Origin of the sequence: Roseburia sp. 1XD42-69 (assembly GCF_003612565.1) — a bacterium.
Classification (GTDB): Bacteria; Bacillota; Clostridia; order Lachnospirales; family Lachnospiraceae; genus Roseburia_B.
The window spans coordinates 95,742-122,716 of record NZ_RAZG01000004.1 but is presented as its reverse complement, the minus strand read 5'-3'; the positions used below and the strand labels follow the sequence as shown (position 1 = coordinate 122,716).

The window sequence follows — 26,975 nt, the reverse complement described above, 5'->3', positions numbered from 1 at the left end:
TATCTTTTATGGCTTTACGGACAAAATATAACCCGACTCATTTTCCATATAAATCTCCACATTTTTCTCTTTCAGCACTTTTTCCCCGTGCTGCTTTTCAAAATCCGAACCCTTTAACATCACCGTATAATGAATGTCCCAGTCCTTATAGGCCTGCCTTAATTCCTCCCTGGTGTGCCGCCACTCGTAAAAATCCGGGAAATCGTAGCCGCTGACCCCCTCATACACATAGGTTGCCCCGTAATCATGTTCCTCTGTCATAAGAGGCACCATTTTTTCTTCCGAAAGGTCGTCAATGACCACCTGATACAAATCCAGAAGGGATTGATCCAATCCCGCCAGATGCTGGCGGAACAAAAACCCGTTAAACTGGTACAGGGTAAAAAACTCCGGGCTGTGCATGGCCCCGGTAATGTTTTCCGTGGAAGTTACAATGCGGTACTCCACCTTTCCAAAACAAAGCCCTGCAAACCCTGCGATAAGCAGGCAGTAGGCAAAAAGAGTCTCCTTTGCCTCCCTTAACATCATTCCCACCCCTATAAGGGTTAAGACCCAGGCAAACATCCACAGAGGGAAATAAGATTTGTAATAGTAGTATGTGGACACATGGTGGGTTAATGTCAGGGCCAAAAGTCCTGCGGTAAACAGAAAAAACGCCAGGAAAAAAGTAACTTCCGGGGTAAGCTTTTTCTGTTTTAATGTGGAAACCAGCACAAACAGAACAGGAAAAAGGGTCCAGAAAAAGTCCATGTAAAGCTCCGTGTAAATTCCCCCCTGGTTTCCCAAGGCCCCGCTGATACTGGTGCCGGAGGAGATAAAAAATCCATACAGGCAGTAGCACAGCCCGTAAATAGTTGGCAGCAGAAACACCTTAAGACTTAGCCACACATTTTTTAGCGCAAAAATTTTTCCCTCCCGCTTTGCCAAAACCGCCAGATAGAAAAATACGGCAAGAAAAGCCATGGGGGCAAAGAGCATGTAGCTGGTAATTACCCCAAAGCACCCCAGCATCAGCATAAACACCGTATACTTCCGCTCCACCAAAGCTTCCTCGTAAAGCCTTAAAGCCAAAACCAGAAATCCCACGTACATAGCTCCCATTGCCCAGTAGCCAAAGGAATAATAGTATCCGAAGTAGGGATAGCCCAAGGTATAGGCAATTAAAATTACGATTCCGAAAACCTTTGTGGCCATGGTCTTTAAAAATCCCCGAATCAGGGTGGCAAAAAACAAAGTCTCCACCAAAAAGAAGAACCAGTCTCCCAAAATATACCCCTTAAATAAATCCGCTGTCCGCACAAAGGGGGAAACCATCTCAATGACCATGGCATTCTGCAGATGCATAAAATACATCATGGTCACTTTCTGGGAACGGACAATAAGGGTGGCCTCTTTTAAGTGAAGCCCTGCATCCGTGTTGTAATAACAGTAATTTAATGCTGGGGAAAATTGTTTGATAAGAATTATCACCATGCCCAGTGTAATCCCCACCAGGAGAATCAGGTCATATTTCTCCCACACATAGGACTGCCGTTTCCCCTCTTTTTTGATAAAATAAAATAAAATTCCCGCCAAAACAAAATAGACGATTCCCATGGAATAGAGATTTACGGGAATGTGCAAGGGGCTGATAAACCCTGCCACAATCCCCCCCATGGCAATGGTAATAAGAAAAGACAGGATGAGCCACACAAAGCCGTTTAACTGCTGAAAAGATTTCTTCAGAGAATACACCCCAAATACACAGGCCATAAGCCCCAGGGGATAAAAGATTGTCCCAAAAATTGTTCCGTGTAACATAGAAATCCTCCCTTATTTTATCAGAATCTGGTTTGGCGTGGTGGAAAAACTGTAAATCTTAGCCCCAAGCTCCGCCATCATTGCCGTATTTTTCAAGGTTTTATAGTGTCCGCTTCTGTCATTCATCAACCAGTCCGGGGCGTCAAAAAATGCGGCTTTTGCCCCTGTTTTTTCGTAAAAATCCCTTTTTAGGCCTCCGTTTCCGTGGTGCCCCATCTGTATATAATCCGCTTTAAGCTTATCCCCGTAGGTATCCAAAAGATAATCGCTCATCCCTTTTCCCACATCGGAACAAAACAGCATGGATTCCTCCTTTGCCGTAACTTTAAACATCATGGAGCCGTCATTTAAAAGGTCGTCGGATATCTCATCCACATAATCTTCATAGGCATTAAAAATCTGAACCTCAAGGCCTTCTATATTCAGGTTATCCCCGGGATGGACATAGGAAAGCTCTTTAATATCCAGGGTGAGGAGTTTTTCGTATACCTCCACCTCATCCCAGGGGGCGTTGGAAAGGCACAAATCCACAGGGGCCATATCCACCATATATACCTTATCAATTTCCAGTTTCCCCGGTTTTTTATAAATCTCATAAAAAGCCCCGGCATGGTCTCTGTGGGGATGGGTGACAAACCATGCGTCCACATGGTTTCCCAGGGCTTTTAACTCTCTTCTCACATAGTCCGCATCACTGCGCCAGCCCCCGTCAACTACAACCACATGGCCCTTGTTATCCGTTAAGGTATAAAACATCAACTGGGCCCCCTCGGCCCCGCCGTGCTGGGTTAAAAGCCACTGCCCGTCCCAGGCGCTCTTTTCCCTGGTCTGCCGGTACACGTCATAAGCGCCGCTACTTCCGATTTTTTCATAACCGTTCTGTTCCACCGCTTTTGCCACGTCCTCATTTACGGGATAGGCCAGATAACTGCACCCTTCCATAGCTGCATAAAAACTAAGTGCGTCCCAGTTCTGATGCTCTGCGCACATAATCCGGAAAATCTCACTGGCATTGTTGTTTTTTATGGTTTCCCCCCGCACCGCATTGTTTCCGTAAGGCATTTTTATATCCCCGTCATACTGTCTGATAAAGGGAAGAAGGTCATTTGGAACAATCAGTTTCTTTTCTTCTATGCCCCTGGCTTTTGCATCCTCTTCTATGATATCACAGATAGTTACCACATCCTGGGGGATATTGTAATGGTTCTGCTTGTACTCAAACATAGATGCATTGTACACCCTTGTCCCCGTCATGGCGATGACAAGGACCATAACAAAAAGCAGGAAATACCGCCGTATCTTTTTTTCTGCGGCCATAATCACCTGCACTCCGGCATAGGCGGTAATAACCACTGTGGGCAAAAGCCAGAACATACGCCAGTACACGGTTTTCCCGATACAGGCTATTATGATTTTCGCCGTCAGGGGAAAGAAACAGATGAGAAAAAACAGCAGGGTGTACCCCAAAAAAACATAGCGCTTTTCGTCTTTTTTCTGGAGCAGAAGATACAAAACCGCTGTAAAAAACAGCGCCATATGCATTCCCGTCCCGTTATAATTATCATACATGGATTTTACAAATTGGAATATTTCTCTCAAAACAGCCTCCGTCTTACCCTCTGATAAACAGGTACGCCCCTGCACAGATTAAATTTGGCACACAACACAAAACCGCAGGGATTAAACACAGGAAACGCTTTTTTTTAAGGGCCAAAAGAATACCCAAAATCCCTGTCATAACTGCTCCCAGTATGACTCCCATGGAGGAAACCATACAGCAGGCGCACATTAAAAATCCCAAAAGACACCACTCAATCCATGCCCCCTTCTCTTCCCCCCGGCAAAAGAGCCTTAAAAACAGATACAGCGTCAAGGGCAGAAGAATACCTGCCAGGAATGCTTTGCCCTGCCACAGGCGGATTAAGAGGAACAGTCCGCTGGTGCACTCACTGTAACCGGAAAAAATGGTAAGCATTGTCACAAGAATTAAAAAATATCCCGTTTTTTCCTTATCCCCGTGAAACAAATTCCTCCCGATTAAAGCATAAACCATGTAGGCCACCAGGAGAAACCAAATCATAAAAACAGAGTGGGCGATAATGGCGGGATGGTTGCACACCGCTTTGCTCACTACGGCGATAAATGCGTGGAAGGGGGATAAGACATAGCGGGAAGGCAGATTTTTATAGAGTTCCCCTGTGTAGGGATTATACTGAAATATGGTGTCAGTGGAGAGAGAGGTGACGGCGCTGGCCACATAAAAAGCGTCATCCGTATTGGTATACTGGCAGCGTTTATAAATCAAAACCTGGCAGAAAATTAAAACAAGTTCCCCCCAGATTGCCAGGGTAAAGCCTTTCACCTCTGAAACGGTATCCAAAAACACCTGGTACAGCCTTTTGTAATTGAAGATAAGGGATAGTGCCGCCCCGGCGAAAAGGATTCCCCCGTACAGTTTTGTGAGAAGAGAAAGGCTCTGTCTTCCGTAAATCAAAGGCAGGGCTAAAAGTTCAAACAATCCCAGGGCAAAAATGTACCCTGCAACAAGATTAAACATCACATTATTTTTTTCCCTTTCCGTAAAACGGGTAATCAAAAGCCCCAGTAAAAAGGGGACAAACAGCAGAAACACTGCCAACAGAATCAACGTTTTTAACATGCTAATTTCCTTCGTTTTTCGTGGTATTTGTTTCCTTACAGATATAGATGGGACGCTTTTTTACTTCCAGATACATTCTGGAAAGGTAAGAGCCCAAAATTCCCACACACAACAGCTGGATGCCTCCCAAAAATATCATAATGCAAACCATGGAGGGCCATCCATAGGCGGAGCCCCCGTAGAGAATCTGCCGCACAATAATAAAAATAATGGCAAGGGCGGAAATGCCGCACATAATCACTCCCCCAAAAGAGGCCAGGGAAAGAGGCACCGTGGAAAATGCCACGATTCCCTCAATGGAATACATAAACAGTTTCCAGAAAGACCACTTCGTCTCCCCTGCCACCCGCTCCACATTTTCAAATTCCAGCCATTTCGTGGAAAATCCCACCCAGCCGAAAAGCCCCTTGGAAAATCGGTTGTACTCTCCTAACTCTAACAGGGCATCCACAAAAGCCCTGGTCATAAGGCGGTAATCCCTTGCCCCGTCCACAATATCCGTCTTTGAAATTTTATTGATAATCCGGTAAAACATTCTGGCAAAAAAGGAGCGGATAGGAGGCTCCCCCTTTCGGGAGACCCGGCGGGTAGCCACGGAATCATATCCCTCCTCCACAATCACCCGGTACATTTCCGGGAGCAGGGAGGGGGGGTCCTGCAAGTCAGCGTCCATAATGCACACCATATCCCCCCCGGCATACTGAAGCCCCGCATAGATAGCGGCTTCCTTCCCGAAATTTCTGGAAAAGGACACATACTTTACTCTTTTATCCCTCTCTGCCATTTCTTTTACCTGCTCTAATGTTTTATCCCTTGAGCCGTCATTGACAAACAGCAGTTCAAATTCCACATCCTGCATCATTCCAATTACCTTTTCCATCTCCCGGTAAAAGAAATGCAGGGCTTCCTCCTCGTTATAACAAGGTACAATTACTGTAAGCAGCATAATATCCTCCAACTACAAGTTTTCCTGACTCTCTGTTTCCCCCGGCATATTCACATGCTCCGTATTTTCCACAAACCCGCTGCCTGGGCCGGAATCCTCTGTCTCAGTATTTTGAACATTTTCTGTATTCCCGGTTTCACCTGTGGATTCTGTGGTATCCATACTTTCGGTAGGATCTATCGTCTCTGTATTTTCTGTGTTTTCCACAGATTCCGTATCCCCTATGCTCTCCGAATTTTCCGTGTCCCCGGTAGTTTCACTGCTCTCAGTACTCTCGGTTATCTCACTATTTTCCGTGTTCTCAGTGGTTTCGCTGCTCTCGGTGTTCTCGTCTGCCTCTGTATCTTCTGTGTTCTCTTCCGTGGTATCCTCCGGCGGAATATCGTTTACTTCCGTAGTATTTAAGTCCTGATCCGGGGTCAAGTCTGCAACATTGGAGTCCGGGCTTAATTTTCCATTTTCCACCTCAGCCTTTATCTTAAACTGATAAGTATGTCCCCATTCAAAAGGAACCTTATCGTTAGCCACATTTACATAATTTACTCCGGACCAGGAGTATCCTCCGGCTCCCGGTGCTTTTACCACAGCTATCCGTTTAAAGTCTTCCCCTTCTTCTGCACAGTATACACGGTAGGTTCCAGAATTCTTCCACTGCGTCCAGTTTAAGACTACCTTCCCGTCCACAACAGCGGCAGTAAGTCCAATCAGCGCCGTCTCTTTCACACTGTCTGACTCTTTCCCCCACATGCGCTGTCCGTTCACAGAAACAAAAGCTCTGACCTTATAGTAATATTCCGTTCCCGACATAGTGTTTTCATCCACATATTTTGTGGAATCACTTTTTCCAATTAAAGTGTATCCTCCCTCTTCCTGAGTGGAACGAAGAATTTCATAACCACTTACTCCTTTTAATTCTTTCCATGCAATGGTAATCTTATTGCCGTCCACCTTACATTTTTTCGTGTCCAAAACCACCTGCCCGGTGGTGGCCACAGCTTTCACCCCGGCAGACCTGGGGCCGAAAATACTTTTTTTCTGATTCGGCTTTCCCTTTACAGGAGCTTCTTTAAACATCCTTACCCTGTAAGTATATGTATTTCCAGAGAGCACATTTTTATCCTGAAAGCTTACGGTAGAGTTGCCCCGAAGAGAAGCCACCAAAACATAGTCTTTATCCCCCGGACCTTTTCTCTCTATCTCATACCCGTCCCCTGTCTTAATTTTATCCCAGGTCAAGGTAATCTCATTGGTATCCGTACTCTCTGCCGAAGTAATTGCCGGCTTTACATTCCGTATGGAAGCCATCTTTTTAAACTTATCCTTCTTAAATCCTTTTATTTTCGTCCAGGATTTTATATTGGTGGAGCTCACCAGCGGGTCAGTAAATGTAAAGGAATCCGCCGTATCAATGTACTGGAATACATGCCACAAAAGACGTTTCTGATGGTCTTTGGTGCAAAGCCCCCAGAGATACCCCGGCTCCCCGTCGTTGTCAAACTCCCTGCCATAGATAAAAGATTCTATCATGCTGTTCGTCTCGCTGATATAGTAGGCATAGGCGTAAGCCGCCGCCTGGACAACTTCTCCCCTGGTGGAGTTAAAAGACTGCTCCGAGAGCATAATGGTATATTTCTTTCCGTAATTTTTCTTTACATAGTCCGTCAGCACATTTAAATTTTTAAAATTTACTATCTTTGCCTTCACAGAATTTGTGGCGTTGCTGTCATCCCAGAATATGGGGTCCCCCAGTCCCTGGGGATATGCGTGGTAGGCAATCTGAAAAGTAATTTTCCCCTGTTTGTTAATCTTTTTATAAAAACTGTCCAGGGTGGATTTGGTGGAAAAAAATCTGGTTCCCGCCCCGTCCGGGTCCGTATTCCAGTTGTGGTCCACACTGATATATACCTTTGCCTTCTTGCTCACGGATTTCACCGCATTGTAGCAGATTCTAAAACTCCTGGCATAGTTGCTGATGTAGGAACTCTGTTTTTTGCTCCCCCCGTAATTCCAGTAAAAGGGACTGTCCACCTCATTTCCTAAAATCCAGCCGGAGACAAGGTTGTTTTTCGTACCGTAACGCTTGGCAAGATAGGTCATCACCGCCTCAAAAGTCCGGCATCCCGCTTTATTTCCCGTGTTAATGGAGGAAAATTTTGCCGCTGCAGGCCCGTTAAAACGCATGGAAGCAGTGGCATTGCTGGTATCCTCCGGCAGGAGCAGGATAATGGTCACTTTGGCTCCCCCCTGGTTATAGGCCTGCACCACCCCATCATTGTGGGACATCACATTTTCATCCAGGTAATAAGTCACCCCCCGGTATTTAAAAGGAACTGCGTTTCCATTGCTCTGACTGGTTAAGATAGAGCTTAAGGTCCAGTTAATCACCGCATGTTTTGTCCCAACTTCCAGGGAATCCGAAATTTCCTCCACCTGCAGGCCTTTTTTCGAGGAGGTCTTTGGCCCGGAGCCAGAGTAAGAGGCCAGAGCTTCCGGATTTGTGATATAGCTGTTATCGCTGACAATCTGATACTTTTTCCCCTTTTTATATGCCACAGCATATTTTTTATAGAGCATGTCGCTTTTATATTTTATCTTGAAAGTAATTGTACCCTTTTTTGCCCTAACATTGGCAAGCGGGGTGACGGTCTTTTTTCCGGTTTCCGAGTGATATGGTTCCAAACCTATAAGATAAAGCTTTTTCCCCATCTCGGAAGTTTTCTTTTTTACCTTTGCCTTAACGGTAAGCTTGCTTCCGCTGCCGTTTAATTTGCAAGATTTTATGGCCACCGGATTTTCCGCCGCCTTGACACACTCTGCCGGGAAAAAGGAAACTCCCAAACTCAAAATCAGCCCTGCGATAAAAAGCCTGATACCACTAAATTTTTTCATTCCAAACTCCTTTAATTCCTCTTAAGAAAACAATTTCTCTTTGTACACACCTTTTTTCACCAAATCGTGAATGGAATCCATCACACTCTGTTTATCTTCCTGGTAAGTCACTCCAAACCACTTATCCCTTGTCTCCAACACAGAAACCTTGGCCCTTCCCTCCTTTAACATCTTATCAATAATCCTGGGAAGAAGATACTCCGCTTTGATGTCTCCCTCTTTTATATTGGAAAGAAACTCTTTAAATCCAGTCTCCAGCTCCTCCAAAAAGCAGGGATATAAGCCCCACATGTTCATGGAAACGTAACTATCCTCATTTAATTCCACAGAATTTTTGTCGTCATCCACTCCCATGAGTTTTCCGTCTCTGTACTGAATCTCCCCTGTTTCTTTTACATTTTTCAAAGTGCCGCTTTCGTCTGTCTGACAAACCCCTCTGGTAACTCCCCCATTTTCGCTCAAGGTATTTTTCAAAATAAATCCTGCCATGGAAATCTCATAGGGATCTTTCTGACCTGCTGCATCCATGTGGGCAAGGAGATAGTCGTGAAGTTTTACAAAAGCCTCTTTCCCGTAATAATCATCTGCATTAATCACCACAAAAGGATTATCCACAAGGCCTTTGATTGCAAGAACTGCCTGGCCTGTCCCCCAGGGCTTTGTCCTCTCCTCTGGCTTTTCAAATCCCTCCGGCAAATCGTCAAGTTCCTGGAAAGCATATTTTACAGGAAGAATCTTCTCAATCCTGTCTCCGATTATCTCCTTAAAATCCTTTTCCAAATCCTTTCGGATAATGAAAATCACCTCGTCAAACCCTGCCTCCCTGGCATCATAAATGGAATAATCCATTATAATCTCTCCCCCTGGGCCTACCGGGGTAAGCTGTTTAATTCCCCCTCCAAAGCGGCTGCCAATTCCTGCTGCCATAATAACCAATGTAGTTTTTGCCATAATCACATCTCCTTTAAATCTATAATTCTTTTATTATACCAATAATTTACAAGAATCGCAACTTTTACTCCTTAAAAGCCCACAGTTTATTCATAAGAAAATTAAGGGGCACACTGATTAACAGATTAATGATTGGGGCAATAAATTCGGAAATATGAAACACCTGCACCCACAAGACCAGAAGGATACTGTTTAAAAAAAGCCCGGTAAAAGAATAAGAGACATAGGTTTTCGCCAATGCCTTCCAAAGATTTCTCTCCCCACCCCCGTCTGCAAACACCACTTTGTTGTTCCAGTAAAAAGACCACAGTACGCTTAACACAAAAGCGATTCCCTGGGAAACTAAATATCCCGATTTAGGCAAAATCCCCATCTGCCGAAAAGAAAAAAGGCTGGCTGCATAAATCACATAACTGATTACCGTATTGCTGACCCCAACAATGCCAAACTTTACAAACTGCATAAGAGATGCAAAGGCTTCATCCCTTAGCTCTTTTCCCACAAAGGAAAAACTTCGCTTTAATATGATATATGCTGTTTTTTCTATGAAATTCCACATGTATGTTCTCCGTTCCGTTATCCAGCTTAACCCTGTTATACCGAAATTCCTTAATATACAGTAAATCCACCAGATAAGACTTGTTAATACTGATAACCCTGGTATTCATGGCTTTCAGCTTTTCTTCCATATCGTCACAAATACCTGTCCTTATCATATACTCCTACCTGTTGTTATTCAAGAAGTAATCACTGATTTTTATCTTTCTAAAGCTAATCCTCTCTAAGCTTTACGCTGTCCTTCCCATACCATGCCGCTAAACTATTATTTGCTTCAACATCTTTTTTCACATCATCAAAGAAAAGTAGTTCCGGCTTTACACTATAAGGTTCAAGAACTACATCTCTTACGTTTTCTTCCCTTAACATATCATAGCGTTTTTGTGTTTCCATCCCATATTGCTTTGCCACACCTGTTCTCAAGTCATAAAAAGCTTTATAGAAGTTACTGTCATCCCGCAGGCTGTAGAATGATACAAAAAACAAAAGCAAAAAGCTTACCAGCTTCAGGGGAAATGACATAATAAATCTCTCCGGGTCTGCCATTCCATTTGCATACAACCATCCTAGAATATAAAATTCATTCAATGCACAAAAAATAACAAAAACATAAAACACTACATCCGTTACTCTTCCTGCTCCTGCGTTACCCATAGCATAGTAGGGTGGGCAAAGCATCAGACAAAGACATGCAACAGAAGCAATCACGAATAGAAGAGGATATTCAAAGGAAAATCCCGTTTTTTCATAAAACCGGACTACAACTTTAAATAAAACAGGTATCAAAATAATTAGTAAAAGTATAAAGCTAAAATTAAACCAGTTATTCATGTATTCCAGAATCTTTTGAATGGATAATTTAATTGTTCCGAAAACTCCAGGACGATTTGTGAAATATTCCTGCCGTACTCTTGTTCCCGGAGATGAAACGTTAATTAAAAAGCCCGCCAGGGTCACCGCAAAGGGAATTAATAAAAAAAACCATCTTAATTCTTTTTTCAAAACTCCTGCCAGCCCAAAGAAAAAGAAAAACAACAGCATTAAAAAAGCCGTAATATGATTTCCTCCTGCTATAATCAGCCCTGACAAAGATAACCCAAGCAAGCGAAATATATCTTTTATCCCTGCCGGTTTGCATACATAGTGAAATACAGATGAAATCACCAGCATCAGTAATCCATAGAAAAATGTATAATTCATGGCTCCGTTATACCAGTAAATCCCCTGGACTGCAGAAGGCATATATTGTAATGTCACATAATTTAAAATGTTTGCCACAATACAGTTTTCCACTTTTCCTGCCCCTGCCAGCTTTCCTAACGTACAAATAAATACTGTATTTCCTAATAAAAGAATTGCAATTGTAATAAACGCTGTAATAAAATAAGCATTCTGACTGAAAATATTTGGCATTAACGCCAAAACAAATGCAGAAGAATACAATCCCTGCCAATTATTCCAAAAATGTTTTGAAGTATTCACAGCTTCTTTTACTACATTAATAACAGAATGCGTATCCTCCCATACTGCCCGTGTCTGAATGGAATATCCCCAATCATCTGAAGACGGTGCATTATATTTTCCAATTAAAAGCAGAAGAACAATGCCTGCCACAAGTGCTATCCCGGATATAACCAATATCACAGCTTCTATTTTATCATTTTCAAATCTATCCACCAATATTTATTCCTCTCTCTTCCTACTCCACCGTCACGCTCTTCGCCAAATTTCTGGGCTTATCCACATCCAGTCCCTTTGCCACACTGAGATAATAACCGATAAGCTGCAGGGGAATAATCGCCAATGACGCCGCAAAATGTTCATCCACTCTGGGAACATAAACTGTAAAGTCCACGGTATCCTCTATCTCATAATGGCCGTAAGTCGTCAGGCCCATTAAGTATGCTCCCCTGGAGCGGCATTCCACCATATTGCTGATGGTCTTCTCATACAACTCGCTCTGGGTCAGTACGCCGATGACAAGAATCCCATCCTCTATCAGGCTGATGGTCCCATGCTTCAATTCTCCTGCTGCATATGCCTCGGAATGAATATAGGAAATCTCCTTCATTTTCAAGCTTCCCTCAAGGGAAATGGCATAGTCGATTCCCCTGCCCACAAAGAAAACGTCTTTTGCATTTGCATATTTTGCTGCAAACCACTGAATCCGCTCCTTGTCCCCCAGTATTTTCTCAATTTTTTCCGGAATCGTCTTTAGGGATTCCAGCAGTTCTTTATAATACTTCTGTGAAATTTCTCCCCGTACCAGGCCAAACTGCATCCCCAGGGCATAAGAAGCAATCAGCTGGGAACTGTAAGCCTTTGTAGTTGCCACTGCAATTTCCGGTCCTGCCAGGGTATAAAACACAAAATCAGCCTCCCTTGCAATGGAAGAACCCACCACATTTACAATGGCCAAAGTTTTTATCCCTTTTGCCTTTGCCTCCCTTAAAGCTGCCAGGGAATCCGCCGTCTCTCCGGACTGGGAAATCACAATCACAAGGCCGTTCTTATCAAGCAGCGGTTTTCTGTAACGGAATTCGCTTGCCAGATCCACCCTCACAGGGATTTTCGCCAAATCCTCCAACACATACTGGGCAGTCATTCCCACGTGCCAGGCAGAGCCGCATGCCACAATATAAATCTGGCTGATAGCTTTTATCTCCTCCTCCGACAACCCAACTGCAGAGAAATCCAGTTTATCTTCCTTCATCACAGAATTTAAGGTGTCCTCTATGGCTTTGGGCTGCTCGTGGATCTCTTTCATCATAAAATGCTCAAATCCGCCTTTTTCCGCAGCTTCGGCATCCCACTTAATCTCCACTTTATCCTTCTGAATCTCATCCCCATCAAGATTGTAAAAATTCACGGTGCCCTGCCTTAAGCAGGCCATCTCCTGATTGCCGATATAATACACATTTCTGGTGTATTTTAACACTGCCGGGACATCGGAAGCCACATAGGAAGCATCTTTCTCCACGCCGATAATCATAGGGGAATCTTTTCTTGCCACCCAGATTTCCCCTGGATATTCCTTAAACATAAATGCGGCGGCATAAGAGCCCCGCACTCTTACCATCGTTTTGGCTATAGCGTCAATAGGCCCAATGTGATATTTCTTATAATAGTAATCCACAAGTTTTACAATGACTTCCGTATCTGTCTGGGAATAAAAAGAATAGTCATGTCTCAAAAGCTTTTCTTTTAACTCCTGATAATTTTCAATAATGCCATTGTGTACCCCAACCACATTCGACTCGTCTGTTGTGACTTTATTATTAAACATATTCCCGGAAACATGGGGGTGGGCATTTGTCTCCGAGGGCTCTCCATGGGTAGCCCACCGGGTATGTCCGATACCCATAGTTCCTTTTAACGCCTGGCCGCCGTTAGTCTTTTCCGACAAAAACTGCAGGCGTCCCTTGGCCTTTACAATCTCTACTGCCTGGTCCCCGTTTCTCACCGCAAGACCTGCGGAATCATATCCTCTGTACTCCAGTTTTGACAACCCGTCAAGGAGCACCGGGGCCGCCTGCTTTTTCCCAACAAATCCTACTATTCCACACATAATTTTGCCTCCTGATATTCTTATAATGTCCCAAAACCATAAAAATATGGATGGTTTAACCACCCACACTTAAACTCTTGACAGAAATGATTTCCCTTTGATAAAAACATATATTCTGTAATTTATAATATGACAGTTTCCCTGCTTTGTCAACGGATTTCCCTTATTTTCAAATCGGGGAACATAAAAGAATGTTACTTCTCACGACAAAGGCCGCTTAAAGTAACATTCGGGGCAATCTTTAAAACTTTGCTTCGCAAAAATCTCCTCTTATAACTGAATCATGTCCTACTTATTCTCTTGATGAATCTCATGTATCTTTTGCCGTTCCCTCTCCTTTCTTCTTGCCGTTCTGGAAAATAACTTTCCCGTTTCCAGGTACAAAGGTTTCAGCTCGTCAGGAATCCCCCGGTAAATATTTATCAGCCTTCTCTCTTCCGCATTCATGGGAGTAGCCAGAGGCTCTTTAAATGTGCTAAGTCCATAGATATAATCAATTGTAGTGTCAAAGTAAGAGGCAAGGCGTATGGCCATCTTAGCATCAGGCTGTCTTCTGTTCTGGATATAACCATTTAAAGTAGCTGTAGATATGTTGAGTTCCTCTGCAAGCTGTTTTTGAGTAATTCCCTCCTGGTCAATTAGATTTCGTAATTGTGTTCCAATATCCAATACAATTCCTCCCTTCCTGAAAATCATTGTAAAGGATATTTGATGAAAGAAGCAAAAATGTGCGAAAAGCACATCAAAAAGTGCATAATGCGTTTTACAGAAAAAAGATATCCTCTTTTCCAATTCCCCGTCAAACCATCTCAAAAGGAACACCTATGGCGCTGTCATAATTATAATTTTTTCTATACCTGGTTCCCGTTGACATTGTTCCGGGTCAACTTCCGGAACTGCATACACCATCGCAGATGCATCAGACGAACCTTGACAATTCATATACGATGGAAGTGTCCATGAATGATTTGACAATCCGCATCAGCAATAATGCCGGTCCCGGCCTGATTGCCAAGACACTCCGTCTAATCCGGGAGACCTCATGTTAGGTGATATATCCGGCATTGAAAAGATCTGCATTGTCTGCGGCTATACAGATATGCGCAAATCCATCGATGGCCTCTGCGCCATTATCGAAGAACAGCTTAAGGTGGATCCGGCATCCAGCGCGCTCTTCCTGTTCTGTGGAAGAAGACGAGACAGGATCAAAGCCCTGTTCCATGAACCGGATGGCTTTGTCCTGATCTATAAACGGCTGTCTGTCCGGGGAGGATATCAACGGCCAAGGAAGCAGTCAGAGGTTCGGGATCTCTCCTGGAGAGAGTTTGGCTGGCTGATGTCAGGAATTTGTATCGACCAGCCCAAAGCGCTCAAAACAGAATAAAACATCTCTGGATCTTGTTAAAAATCCTGCCCAGAAAAAACGGCGGACTTCCTTCTGTCATGATAAAGCCCTTCAGGAACAGGCGGACTATCTGACTAAAAAGCTTTTCGGTTTCTCTAGTGAAAGAAGAAGACCGACGGGGACAGGCTCAGTCTTTCATGTGGCTGTTCCGCAGCGGTGAAGATGGTCTTCCAACCATTATCCTGTATGGCTATTCACCTACCAGAAGCGGCAGGCATGCAAAGGGTCTATACCATGGTTGAGATAGCAAAAGCACATGACCTGAACATTTACGGATATCTGAAATTTCTTCTAGAGCATCGGCCAGCGAAAGAGATGACAGACGATCAGCTCGCAGAGCTTGCACTTGGAGCGAAAAACTCCAATCGTTCAAAAATCACATGTGAAATATAGTGAATTACTCCAACTCGCAAAGGGTTGGGGTAATTTTTATATCTGACCGCATTATTATTTGGCGCTTACGTATGTTTGCTCACAAATACCGTTCAGCTTACACCAGGCTGTAACCGTCATGCCGCTGGACCGGCATTCCTTAATGAGAAATTTCCATTCCTCTCGATTTAGACATTTACGAACTTTAGTAACTTGATCCATAGACACCTCCGACTAGCATTACTATGCACAACTATAACGAGCAACACTATACAGTTGTTTGGAATCATTATCTCATGGATCTTAATAGGATATAAGGCACTCAGTTATTGAGCGCTTACATTGTAAAACAGCATTTTATAATCCTCACGAAAAATATCTGTACGGGTATCATTCCTTTCATACAAAACCAATCCATTTTTCAGAACCTCCAGCAAAACCTGGGAATGCAGGCGAAGAAATAACTCCTAAAGGCCATACCGTTTTCAAGACTGGTTTCCTGATCTGATACCTGAACCTTTCAATCTCCACACTTTTTCAGCTTTTCTTCCAATGTCTTAAACAGAGAAACATCTGCTGCCGGGGTATGTTTTATATTTGACAGTTCATTATCTAACTCTTTCATTTTTTCTTTAAACTCGTTTGGATACACAAGCTTTTTCTCTCTCAAATATTCACAATACTCAATTTCTGCATGAATTTTTTCAAGGGAAAAATTCAACTTAAAAATTTGCGGGAAACAAGAACATTTTGAAAGAAATTTTCTTTGATCCATGGCTGCATGATATTCCAAGTCAGCATCACATTTCAAATTTCTCAGTACTCTTGCTAAATTATATTTTGCAAAAGCAGAATACACATCTGCCTTACTGCTAAATTTCCTTTCACTTAGCTGTATTACTCTGCCAAAGTTTTCTTTTGCTTTTTCTAACTCCATTTTAATTCTTTGCTCATCACCAGCCGCCTCGCCAGACAAACAATAATAAGCATTCAAATGACATAACCCCATATAATTGTGTGCAACACATTCAATGATAGGTGCAATCTCAACTTCATGAAATACATCTAATTGTTTTTGAATTTCTTCCGCCTGTTTTAAATACTGCAATATAATCTTCAGCACAATTTTCTATTTTAAAAACTAAATATGTTTTTTTCATATGTAAACCTCAAGTTGTTTTCATCTTTTTCCTTACATAGCATAATTGACACTTCTCTAAAATTTCAATTAATTCAGACACATCGTCAAAATTATTAGAAATGTTATGAGATACTATAACTTGCAGCTTATCATGACAGTCTTTTGTAATATACATTTCAAACAATCACCAATATTCCTTTTTTTCATTTTACTACACTTAATAGGAACCTTATAGTCTATTTCACTATTTTCCTGGGCTTTATTGAACACAGGTTTTGAAATGGGAACATTAATATAACGTCACACTGATAAATCTGTAGCAAATATATTGGCAATCCTAATCTATTTGCCTTATCAAATACTTTGTTTGAATTGAAATGAATATCCATAATTTAATCCTTTTCCTTTTTTATTTGATTATCTAATCTTACTCCCTCCTTTAATGCTTTTCTATATTCACTTTCCAGAATTTCATTCTGTTTATTCTTTTTTGCATTGATTCATGCAGAAATATAATTTTCTAAATATCAGACGAATGCTTTTGAAATATGCCTGTATTCCATACTGCACATATTATCAAATGAATCAGCCCACTCTAATGCTTTGTGGACAATTCATGCTATTAGCAGCAATCATTGTGAATAGATGAAGAATTATCCAATTGTGATATATGTCAACGCTTGCGTTTACCGCCGGAAACAAATCTATACAATAATCGATGTTCATCAAACCATCTTTACAAGTTCAATTTCGTCCCGATAATAATAATCATCAAACAAAAATAAAGATTCTGAAATAATTTTCCCTATATTTTCGAAATATTTATTTTTGATCTCTTCATTTGTAGAAGGATCTTCAGAAAATGCATCACTAAAATATGTGAGACTTTTTAATTTCCGGATCATACGCAACAACTCTTTTCTGACAATTACTTGATATTCCCTCCGCCGTCCAGAAATGCTCTATATTCGCTTTTGGGCAAACACCGACTATTTAGACAGCAACATAAGATTCGGCTGACAATTTTAAAATCACCTGGGAAACTGAATAAACGCCTACAAATATCAAAAAAATCACATAAAATAATTTAATATCCCTCATTTTTTGCAACCATCCATATTCCAACTATTATAGTCACCGCACCAAACAACACATTCCATGTGATTTCTTCTTGATAAAAAAGAATCCCCCATACAATAACTACAGCTTTATTTGCAAACGCAACCGTAAGGTCAAATCCTTTCAGAAACTGCTGCCAAACTAAAGCATAACAAAACATTATTACCAGAACCATACCATACGAAAATAAAAAAGTAACAGATAAAATATTTGATTAGATGCAATTTTAAAAACACTGAGCCAAAAGAATAAAATACTAGAACACTATGCAACAAAATGTAATCTTTCACAGTATTTTTCTTTTTCATCTGCCACTCCTATTTTTAATTATTTACTGCTATGCTCTACTTTATTTTAATCCAATATGTACCATTAATACATATTAAATAAATATAATGTACTCCAGAAAAAAGTTGTAACCCAAATGTATCAAAGACAATATATGTCTTCCAGCTTTTTCTATAATATTTCAGAAGAAAATCTGTTGCCATAACGGTTTCCAATCCCACTGACAAATCATAATACCATGAAAAATGCCCTTAATTTTCTGAAAATAATCTTCTCGAATAATAATGCAGAGATACCCTCATTTTTTTTCTTCTTTCAAATCATTAATCCCAATCCTCTCCCTGATAATATACTGTGGCGCCTGATTCATACAAATATAAATTCTTCCTATATATTCCCCAATAATCCCCAATACAATTAAGATAATCCCTCCAATTATCATAAGTACAGACATCGTAGAACTCCACCCCAGCAACACTTCTGACGGGTATAACAATTTTCTGATTACCAACAACAAAACCACCACAAAACCAATCAGTGCAAACAGAATACCTATAATTGTAGCCAATCTCAGTGGCTTTACGGAAAAAGCCGTAAACCCATTTGACCATAAACCGATTAGCTTTTTTAAAGAATACCCCGATACTCCCTCCACTCTTTCTCTGTGGGTTACCTCAACATTTGTAATTCTTTTCGTTGAACGCAATACCAAACCGGTTACATAGGGAAATGAATGTTCATATTTTACCATTTCGTCAACAATAAATCTACGGACAGCAAAATAACTGGAAACACACAAATCTTTCGGTTTATCGAGCAAATACTCTGTCATTTTGCTGTTTAACTTACTGCCCCAATTCCGAAAACCAGAATGCTTTTTATTGGCATATTGGGCATACACAACATCATAGCCTTCCTCAATTTTACTTAACAATTTTCCCACTTCATTGCCCGGTGTCTGCCCATCATCATCCAAACAAACAACAATATCCCCAGACACCTGATGAAATCCTGCCATCAAGGCTGCATGCTGTCCAAAATTACGGGCCAGATTTATACCGGTTATATTTGAATATGCTACACACAAATTCTTAATCACTTCAAAAGTATTATCCGGAGAACAATCATTCACAAGCACAAATTCCCATTCATACCGATTTAATTTTTCAATTGCTTGATTCACTTCTTCTATTACCAAAGAAATGGTATGCTCTGATGCGTAACACGGAATCACAAATGATACTTTAGCCAATTTATTTTTCCTCTTTCTTCACTTTTTTTACATAGTCGGTTCTTACTATTCTCATTAGTATAACATCATAATATCTGCCATCTAAAAAAACTTCATCTTTCAAATAACCTTCCTGGACAAATCCGGCTTTCTCATAGCTTCTAATAGCATGACTATTTTCCGAAAAAACTCTGAGCATAATTTTGTGCAACTGCAATCTTTCAAAACCATATTGAATTATTAATTTTGCTGCTTCACTACCATATCCTTTTCCCCAAGCAGAACTTTCTCCGATAAAAATTCCAAATTCTGCTTTTTGGTTATTTTTATCAATATCTTTCAAAAAAACAGATCCCACTTTTCCGTCCTGTTTTGTCTCAATAATAAACTGCGCCGCCTTGCCTCTTTTGACAACTTCATTTAACCATTTCGTATGGCTCTCTATGGTGAACAAGTCTCTGGAAATAAACTTATCCCGTACATTATTGCGCCAGCGGATTACATTACTTGTATCATGTTCATCTATCGGTACTAATTTAATGTTACTTCCCTGAATTATCATACTTTTCTCCTTTCAGCCAGTTCCAATGATAACCCCCCCAATTTTTTCATTCTCCGCCATTTTATAAATTTTTGTCCAATTTTCCTCCCTTTCAAAATTGTAAAGTTCTTGTCATCTGTTCTGCCAGATTATACCCATCCCATATAAAATCAAAATCCATGGTATGTCCTATGGGAACAACCCTGTCCACACCTTTTATGCCTGAATTCATTAAGGGGCCCAATATAGCTTTATCCCCAATATAACCAATTGTCTGACAATGGGTATTGTTACAGAAATCCCGTAGTTCCATGATATCCTGACAGTCGTACTCGTAAAAATAACCGCAGTTCCCCCTGTAATTCATCAGTTCAGGTGTAAGCTTCTGCACATGAACCCGAAATAAATGATTATCTTCACCCGTTTCTTTTTTCATCGATGTATTATACCCTGCCGAAGCTAAATACAATTTTGAAAGTTTATCCACGCCCTGAATAGCTTGAAACGGATACTTCGCCGCTGTCAATGCTCTTAATTCATCCCAAAACAGCTTCTTCGCCTCGTCTGCCCTATTTCCCAACCATACTACAACTTGCGGACTTGTACATGCATTTTGGTCAGAAAGATACGTATCATTATAGAAATCCAAGGCAGCCCTTTCCCTGTTTTCTCTTTCTAAATATACATCCGAATCAATAACCGCCAAAGAATATCTGTCTGCAAAAGTAATTTCCGTTGCCCGGGGAGAAATGGGTGATTTCCTGAGTTCCGCAATCGTATTATCACCGCCCCAGATAACTCTTATATCGCATAATTCAGAAAAATAATCATTAATCTCCCTGCTTCTTTCATATCGAACTAAATTAATATAAGGCCGTACAGAGGTATATTTAGAATCTGCCAACACTTTATTTATTGCATTATTTATAATCGATACCTGTGGGAAATCCTTTGAAGGGATTCTTACAACATTTGCATTTCCACACAGCATACCTGTAAATAAAGAATATGCATAATTCACAGGAACATTGGACGGTGCAATATGAAAAGCAACGCCTCTGCCCACCATATTCCTGCTGCTTACAAACCTCTCCTTTAATGCCAGAACAGATGATTTTCGTAACCAAAAACCCAAGGTAACAACATCCGGATATAATCTGGAATCTTTACCCGCCATAAGTTCTTTAGATAATGCATTTAAAAATTCTATAACTATAACATCAAAGGGTTTTTTCACTCCTAATGAACGAATATGACTTAAATTATCTTTATTTCCCACAAAAAATGAAACATTATTCAGGCAATTGCTTTCATTAGTATCCCTGGCCTCTTTCATTCTATTGCTATGATCTGCCGCATACGTGTCACTGCATCCTCTGATTTCTGCTTTCGCTATCCTTCCGTTTATCTTAAAATACTTCCCTTTTCTTCCACATGGACAGTCATCCTCACCCAAAACAACCCCCTCATCCTCTGTCAAAAGAGAATGCCCGGGATACGATTCAGGAATAGTAGATACAACCTGCAAAATTCCCGGTTCTCCAAAATCGCAGACAGAAAAATCCTTTGGCCTTCTGGCTATCACATCTGAAAAAATACTTGTATGCAGATGGCCGCATTCACACTGCATATAAATACATCCGGTTTGTTCAACCATACCGTAATAATCGTGAACATTATCTATACCACAAACAGATTTCAGACTCTCATGAAATTCTTCCGGGCTGACAGCCTCACTCTGGAGCTTTTTCCAACCGCCGCCATGAACTAAAATTCCCTGAGCCAAATCAAAAGTTATTCCTTCCTTTTGCAGCCTCACTAACTCTTTGTAAAAATGCTGCCATATCATAAAAGTAAAACCAAATAACAAAATTCTCTGCCCTTTATGCTGTTCCAAAAACTTCCTCAGTTCATCCACATCCAGCTTCATTTCTTCATTCAGCGCATACATTTTCTTTGACCCAAAAATGGAAAAGCCTAAAATCCCAGCTCCCCTGGCGGAAAATTTTTTTCTGTCCTTTAAAACAGATGGACTGTCAATAATAATCATAGGCATTCTGGCAGATCCTGTAAAATCAGAAACTATCTTAACCATAGTTTTCTGCTGATTAGAAGAAGTCGCTCTGTCCAAATATATTTTTGAAACACTCTGCCCCGTTGTTCCGGAAGATGTCATCGTTTTTACAATATCGGCCTCTGGTACACTTCTCAACTCCATCTCCTTAAACAACCTGACTGGCAAAAAAGGCAAATCCTCGTAAGAACCTGCCTTGTCTATGTCAAATGATATGCTGTCCAGCATATCTGCGTATTGGTTACAATTATTTCTATGCAGTCTGGTCAAATCCAGCAATCTTTCCGTAAGAAGTTTCTTCTTTTCTTCTTTTCTTAAAGAATATGGCTCAACCTGTAATATATCTTCAAAATTCATACTGTCCACCTAATCCGCAGGCAACCTCTCCAAGATTATTTCTGCGATTTCCTTTTCATGTTCTTTTATAAAAAAATGATTCCCTTCAAATTTATAAAATTTTATATCTCCTTTATAATACTTTCTCCATTTATCCATTTCTTCATATGGAGTATCTGTCTGAGAATATAATATAGTAGTTCTAATATCTGTAGATAAATTCAAAGTTCCAAAATCATATCTGCCAATCATTCTGTAATCCGCTTTATACAGCGGCATATACATTCTCCAAAAAGTCTGATTATCCACCAGTTCCTCCGGAACTGCTCCAAAAGAAATCGTGCGTTCCTTCAAAACATCATCCTGCATATCGTCCGGAATATTTTCTAAAGCCCTCAATGTTTTGGGTTCATGCGCTGCCAAAAACACATGCTGCGGTTCACACATAACTTCCTCTTCCATAATTCTTTTCACTATCTCAGTTGCTGTTATGCTCCCCATGCTGTATCCCATAAGGGCATATTCCTCTTCTATATCCAGCATACTTTTCATCTTAGATAGCAAATCCAATGACAATCCATAAAAATCCGTCTCAAATGCTTCTTTTCTTCTGGTGCCATGCCCAGGATAATCCAAAGCTACTAGTTCCAGCCCTTTTGCTGATACTTCCTTTTTCAACCCGTTAAAAAAATCCCCATTGCCTCCTGCATAGGTGAAACAAAACATCTTCATATAGCTGTTACCCCTCGTAATACTTCGCTAATTCTTTATACAATGTTTTTCCGGCATCATTTTTAGGAATTTGATCAATAACGATTGTCTGAAAAGCGCTTGGATTTAATTTGGTTTTCTCAACAACAAACTCTTTTACCGCTAACGCCTTTGAATTATCTGTTACAAAAATATACATGTGGTCATCTACGCCTGCACTTGCACAATCCAGATTATCGAATTTTCCTTTTATCAGCCGGTCTATTTCATCCAGATTCACTCTGTTTCCGTATATTTTCAAAAATCTTTTTTTTCTTCCAACAATATAATAGAAGCCATCTTCATCAAACTGTGCCATGTCTCCTGTTTGAAGAATCCCCCGCCTTTCATCCCTTTTAGAAAGATCCTCTGCACATTCGGCATATCCTAAAGTAACATTCGCCCCCTCATATACCAGTTCCCCGGTTACATTTGCATCTGTGATTTCATTTCCATCGGCATCTATCAAATGAAATTTGCCTCCAGGAATCACAATACCCATAGAGCCGCATTTTTCAAGAGCCTTATCTGCCGGCAAATACCCCATACGGGCCGTAGCTTCACACTGCCCATACATAACTATAAATTTCTTCCCTGTCTCTTTTGCATATTCGGCAAACTTCTTGTGCAATTCCGGAATTAACTTCCCTCCCGCCTGTGTCATATATCTCAGTTCAGGCAACTTCATACGATAAAATCTCAGCTTGTCCAACATTTCATAAGTATAAGGAACTCCGCCAAAAGAAGTCGCCCCTTCTTCCCTGAAAAATTCCCAAAACTCTTTCTGCATAAGTCCTTTATCTGTAAGAAGCAGCGTACCTCCAACCATCAAATGGGTATTAATAATGGAAAGACCATAGGTATAATTCATTGGCAGCGTTGTAATTGCCCTTTCACTGCAGTCCAAGTTCAGATATTCAATAATCGACTCTGTATTCGCCTTAATATTTGCATAACTCTGGCGCACAAACTTAGGACTTCCCGTAGAGCCAGAAGTGGTCAACAGCAAAGCCAGATCCGGATATAAGGTATGACCTTCACCAAAATCAGTTTTTAACAAGCTATAGTCCCTGATGTCAAGAACTTTTGCCATGGATGGGAATTTTTCTATTTGTTCTTTTGGAAGCCATAAGAACTCAGGCTTGTATGTCTCTAATAAATTAGCCAGTAACCCGCCTTCCAAATGTGCATTTAACAGAACCGGGACTATCTGATGATTCAGAAAAGCCGCATAACCTGCCACTGAACCCACCTTATTTTCACAAAGGCAAAAAACCAGAGAACGTTTCTCTATTACACTTTTTATCTTCTCACAATCCTGCTGCAATTCACCATAAGAAACTTTCTCTCCCAAATCATTAATAAGCGCAATCTGTGAACCATACTGACTAAAATCCCACATAGCAAATCTCCTTAAAATTCAATACTGTAGTTTGAGGCAAGAATTTCCTTGCCTTTTTCAAATGAACTGAAATCAATAATATCGTCTGTATCCATCATAATATCAAATGCGTCCTCCAATGCGGCAACCAGATTCATATGTCCTACTGAATCCCAATTGGCAATAGAATTATATTTTAAACCTTCTGCCTCCTCTGAGCGGATTTCCAATGTATCAACAAAAACCTTTAAATACTTTTCACTGTTTGACATAATTTTTATCTCCTTTTCCTAAAATATTTTTACACGGATGCTTCACCGTCAACCCCTAATATCTGACCTGTGATATAAGACGATAAATCAGAGGCAAGAAAAACAGCGGCATTCGCAACATCTGTTGTTGAACCCAATCTTCCCATTTTAATCTGTTTCAGATTTCTCTCAATATTTTCTTCTCCGATGCTTCTGAATAAATCCGTATCAATCATTCCTGGAGCAATAGCATTTACACGAATATTATTAATAGCCAGCTCCTTAGCCGCAGCTTTCGTAATCGCTGCGACAGCTCCCTTAGAAGCAGAATATACCAGTTGCCCTGCCGATCCTTCCACTCCCACTATGCTTGACAAATTAATAATGCTTCCTGATTTTTGACGTCCCATCAATTTATTTGCCAATTGAATTAAACTGATAACGGAAAACACATTGGCTGAAAAAACTTCTTTCATTAATTCACTGCTTATCATTCCAATAACAGAATCTTTCATAATTCCGGCATTATTCACAAGAACATCCAATCTGCCTTGTTCTTTCTTGATTTTCATAATTGCCTGTTTTGCACCGTTTTCATCTGTTACGTCAAAATAAACTGGTACAACCGATGTTCCATAGGCATCTTCCCAGTGTTTTGAACTCTCATCAATACTACCTTCTTTTCTGGCATTTGCGTAAACAACAGCACCCTCCTGGGCGAATCTTTTTACGATTTCCCCGCCGATCCCCCTGCTTGTACCTGTAACTAGGCATACTTTCTTTTCCAGCAATTTCATATTATTCATTTCCCTCAACTAACAGTCTAAATGTTTTATCAAAATATACGTCATATCCTGTACCTGGTATCCCAAGGATTCATGCAATTTCAACACCGGAATATTATTGGAGGATACCGACGTTACTACACTTTTAATGCCTGCTTCTTTTTGATGGAGCAATTCCACCCATAAAGGACCAAAGCCTAACCCTCCCCCTGTGTATTTCGGGAATACCCCACCCACAATATTTGTTGCTTTATTTGTCTCTGCGTTTACTGTATATATTTCAAAACCTATATTTTCATTTTTGTATTGACACACTACAACAGAAGCATTATTCTCTAATACCTGTTCACACCAGCATCTGTATCTATAACCTGATTTATCTTTTCCAAAACAAGGGTCTTTTGCTATCTTGTCAGTGATAAACATTTCTCCCTGCTCTACTATTTCCAATATTTTTTCTATTTCTTCTCTCTCTGCATCATGGTATGAGATGCCCTTTTCATATCTCTGAAACAACCTGGGAATCGAAACATCTTTCATTTGATGTCCAAGTTTAATATTAACTTCTATAACAGAAAAACCAAGTTCCCCGGCAGACAATAAAACGTCTGTTTTTCCTGACGGGACATGCATCACTTGATAAGGTGCATCATATTTTAACAATAATTCTTTTACATTCTGGATTTCATCATTTTCTTCAATTGTAAAATCAACAGTTTCCACACCTAGATTTCTTTTTTCCCAAACTGCATCAACTATTTTCATTTCCTGTTTCCTTCTCCTCTATTTTTTCAATCCCAAAATTGGTAAAAAACATGGAATATTCTGCCTATACAAGGTTTACTATATCATACTGAAGGTTTAAATTCAAGAAAAACATTGTATTTACAATTTGTGCAATTATATTTATATCTCACAAACCCTTTCTTTTCAGCTGCTCTTTTATAGGTTTTTCAATTAAATTAAATGATATGGTTCCCCATAAAAAACAAAACAACGTAAAATACAACATTGGCATACCGCCGTCCATATTAATTTTTACTCCTAAAATATCTCTTATGCTCACAGTTGCTAAGTGTAAAACAGAATGCCATATATACACATTAAAGGATATCCCGGCTAGTATCCCCCAAAACTTCCCTTTGAACACATTGGCAATGTGTCTATTTTTTAGTATAATTAAAATAGACGGATAATATACAAATGTAAACAAATAATTTATATCCACACTAACTATGTCCCATTGAAAAATCATTAGAAATGTTATGAACAAGAATATTGCAAAACCCAAAACATTTCTTATTTCCTTCATAAATTCAGAAGATAAAAACTTATGAAAAACAATGCCAAAGAAAAAAGCATAATAACCCCTTGCCGTTTCATATGTAAAACCCGGAATTGAAATACCATATGTTAAAATCCCTATTCCAACAAAAATCATAAAAACATACCCATAATATGGAGATACCTTTAATCTATGACTCCAATATGTAATAAAATAAAACAAAAGATAACATATTAATAGAACACTAATATACCATGTTGGATTATTGACACAAGGATTTATTGAACTCCAGCCTGCTTGAATTCCCAGACAATCCAAAATCATTCCCCATAGGGATGCTTTTACATCAAACCACGAAAATTTATACACATTAGCATAGAAATACAAAATCACTTCAAAAACAACTGCCGCAATGCTTACTAGTGGCAGTAATCGAAATGCTCTATGTAAATAAAAGCTTTTAAAGGTTAAACCATCTTTAATTTTCTGAATATAATTAAATGTAAAATATCCTGATATTAAAAAAAACAATTCAACTAAATATCCAAAATAGAATTTACCGCCAAAAAATACCCCCCCCCCGCATTGAATATTTGTTCGTGGTGATGAAATACTATTAGAATTGTTGCACATACTTTTAAAAAA

General features: G+C 40.2%; 24 protein-coding genes. 2 read left to right on the top strand and 22 right to left on the bottom strand.

The features are described 5' to 3' along the window. Positions 1-6 precede the first annotated feature (6 nt). The 11 genes from D7Y06_RS03510 to D7Y06_RS03465 all read right to left on the bottom strand — a co-directional run bounded on the left by D7Y06_RS03510 (position 7) and on the right by D7Y06_RS03465 (position 14,040). Positions 7-1,800 carry a hypothetical protein gene (locus tag D7Y06_RS03510; RefSeq protein WP_120406448.1) on the bottom strand — a complete coding sequence of 598 codons (1,794 nt, stop codon included), beginning with the start codon at positions 1,798-1,800 and terminating at the stop codon, positions 7-9. A 12-nt stretch (positions 1,801-1,812) separates the two neighbouring features. Further along, positions 1,813-3,399 carry a ComEC/Rec2 family competence protein gene (locus D7Y06_RS03505; protein ID WP_120406447.1) on the bottom strand — a complete coding sequence of 529 codons (1,587 nt, stop codon included), beginning with the start codon at positions 3,397-3,399 and terminating at the stop codon, positions 1,813-1,815. Between the two features lie 13 nt (positions 3,400-3,412). Continuing rightward, positions 3,413-4,459 (bottom strand): DUF6077 domain-containing protein, encoded by a 1,047-nt coding sequence (locus D7Y06_RS03500; RefSeq protein ID WP_120406446.1) that lies wholly within the window; start codon positions 4,457-4,459, stop codon positions 3,413-3,415. Position 4,460: 1 nt separating this feature from the next. Continuing rightward, positions 4,461-5,405, bottom strand: a complete 945-nt coding sequence (locus D7Y06_RS03495; RefSeq protein ID WP_120406474.1) for a glycosyltransferase family 2 protein — start codon at positions 5,403-5,405, stop codon at positions 4,461-4,463. Positions 5,406-5,417: 12 nt separating this feature from the next. Continuing rightward, a complete protein-coding gene (locus D7Y06_RS03490; protein ID WP_120406445.1) occupies positions 5,418-8,294 on the bottom strand; it encodes a DUF5722 domain-containing protein in 2,877 nt (958 codons plus the stop codon). Between the two features lie 21 nt (positions 8,295-8,315). Then, positions 8,316-9,245 (bottom strand): nucleotidyltransferase family protein, encoded by a 930-nt coding sequence (locus D7Y06_RS03485; RefSeq protein ID WP_120406444.1) that lies wholly within the window; start codon positions 9,243-9,245, stop codon positions 8,316-8,318. A gap of 64 nt (positions 9,246-9,309) precedes the next feature. Further along, positions 9,310-9,747 carry a GtrA family protein gene (locus tag D7Y06_RS03480; RefSeq protein ID WP_243119051.1) on the bottom strand — a complete coding sequence of 146 codons (438 nt, stop codon included), beginning with the start codon at positions 9,745-9,747 and terminating at the stop codon, positions 9,310-9,312. Next, positions 9,725-9,961, bottom strand: a complete 237-nt coding sequence (locus D7Y06_RS25605; RefSeq protein ID WP_147415580.1) for a hypothetical protein — start codon at positions 9,959-9,961, stop codon at positions 9,725-9,727. Before D7Y06_RS25605 ends, D7Y06_RS03480 begins: the two co-directional genes overlap by 23 nt. 55 nt (positions 9,962-10,016) lie before the next feature. Next, a complete protein-coding gene (locus tag D7Y06_RS03475; protein ID WP_147415579.1) occupies positions 10,017-11,480 on the bottom strand; it encodes a DUF6056 family protein in 1,464 nt (487 codons plus the stop codon). Between the two features lie 22 nt (positions 11,481-11,502). Then, complete coding sequence (glmS, locus tag D7Y06_RS03470; protein WP_120406441.1) at positions 11,503-13,371, bottom strand: glutamine--fructose-6-phosphate transaminase (isomerizing); 1,869 nt, start codon at positions 13,369-13,371, stop codon at positions 11,503-11,505. Between the two features lie 288 nt (positions 13,372-13,659). Continuing rightward, positions 13,660-14,040: a helix-turn-helix domain-containing protein gene (locus tag D7Y06_RS03465; protein WP_158591209.1), complete on the bottom strand. Its 381-nt coding sequence runs from the start codon at positions 14,038-14,040 to the stop codon at positions 13,660-13,662. A gap of 373 nt (positions 14,041-14,413) precedes the next feature. On the opposite strand from D7Y06_RS03465, the gene tnpB reads away from it, so the two are divergent. Together tnpB and D7Y06_RS28175 are read left to right on the top strand one after the other, a co-directional pair. Then, positions 14,414-14,755: an IS66 family insertion sequence element accessory protein TnpB gene (gene tnpB, locus D7Y06_RS03455; protein WP_120406439.1), complete on the top strand. Its 342-nt coding sequence runs from the start codon at positions 14,414-14,416 to the stop codon at positions 14,753-14,755. A gap of 119 nt (positions 14,756-14,874) precedes the next feature. After that, the gene (locus tag D7Y06_RS28175) at positions 14,875-15,018 is read left to right on the top strand and encodes an IS66 family transposase (RefSeq protein WP_334294996.1); all 144 of its coding nucleotides are present in this window, start codon (positions 14,875-14,877) and stop codon (positions 15,016-15,018) included. 650 nt (positions 15,019-15,668) lie between these two features. On the opposite strand, the gene D7Y06_RS03440 is transcribed toward D7Y06_RS28175, so the two are convergent. From D7Y06_RS03440 to D7Y06_RS03385, 11 genes are all read right to left on the bottom strand, one after another. Further along, entirely contained in the window at positions 15,669-16,256 is a 588-nt protein-coding gene (locus D7Y06_RS03440) for a hypothetical protein (protein ID WP_120406438.1), read from the bottom strand. 758 nt (positions 16,257-17,014) lie between these two features. After that, on the bottom strand, positions 17,015-17,194 hold the full coding sequence (locus D7Y06_RS03435) for a hypothetical protein (RefSeq protein ID WP_120406437.1): 180 nt from the start codon (positions 17,192-17,194) through the stop codon (positions 17,015-17,017). 800 nt (positions 17,195-17,994) lie between these two features. Further along, positions 17,995-18,948 (bottom strand): glycosyltransferase family 2 protein, encoded by a 954-nt coding sequence (locus D7Y06_RS03425; RefSeq protein ID WP_120406435.1) that lies wholly within the window; start codon positions 18,946-18,948, stop codon positions 17,995-17,997. A gap of 1 nt (position 18,949) precedes the next feature. Further along, complete coding sequence (locus D7Y06_RS03420; protein ID WP_120406434.1) at positions 18,950-19,489, bottom strand: GNAT family N-acetyltransferase; 540 nt, start codon at positions 19,487-19,489, stop codon at positions 18,950-18,952. A gap of 91 nt (positions 19,490-19,580) precedes the next feature. Further along, on the bottom strand, positions 19,581-21,899 hold the full coding sequence (locus D7Y06_RS27850) for a LuxE/PaaK family acyltransferase (protein ID WP_120406433.1): 2,319 nt from the start codon (positions 21,897-21,899) through the stop codon (positions 19,581-19,583). A gap of 9 nt (positions 21,900-21,908) precedes the next feature. Then, entirely contained in the window at positions 21,909-22,610 is a 702-nt protein-coding gene (locus D7Y06_RS03410) for a thioesterase II family protein (RefSeq protein WP_120406432.1), read from the bottom strand. A 7-nt stretch (positions 22,611-22,617) separates the two neighbouring features. After that, positions 22,618-24,030, bottom strand: coding sequence for an AMP-binding protein (locus tag D7Y06_RS03405; protein WP_120406431.1), 1,413 nt, complete (start codon positions 24,028-24,030; stop codon positions 22,618-22,620). A gap of 11 nt (positions 24,031-24,041) precedes the next feature. After that, positions 24,042-24,281 carry an acyl carrier protein gene (locus D7Y06_RS03400; protein ID WP_120406430.1) on the bottom strand — a complete coding sequence of 80 codons (240 nt, stop codon included), beginning with the start codon at positions 24,279-24,281 and terminating at the stop codon, positions 24,042-24,044. A gap of 29 nt (positions 24,282-24,310) precedes the next feature. Beyond that, positions 24,311-25,057, bottom strand: a complete 747-nt coding sequence (locus tag D7Y06_RS03395) for an SDR family NAD(P)-dependent oxidoreductase (protein ID WP_199714613.1) — start codon at positions 25,055-25,057, stop codon at positions 24,311-24,313. An 18-nt stretch (positions 25,058-25,075) separates the two neighbouring features. Next, positions 25,076-25,810 (bottom strand): GNAT family N-acetyltransferase, encoded by a 735-nt coding sequence (locus D7Y06_RS03390; protein ID WP_120406428.1) that lies wholly within the window; start codon positions 25,808-25,810, stop codon positions 25,076-25,078. Positions 25,811-25,958: 148 nt separating this feature from the next. Then, positions 25,959-26,963, bottom strand: coding sequence for an acyltransferase family protein (locus tag D7Y06_RS03385; protein ID WP_120406427.1), 1,005 nt, complete (start codon positions 26,961-26,963; stop codon positions 25,959-25,961). Between the last annotated feature and the right edge of the window lie 12 nt (positions 26,964-26,975).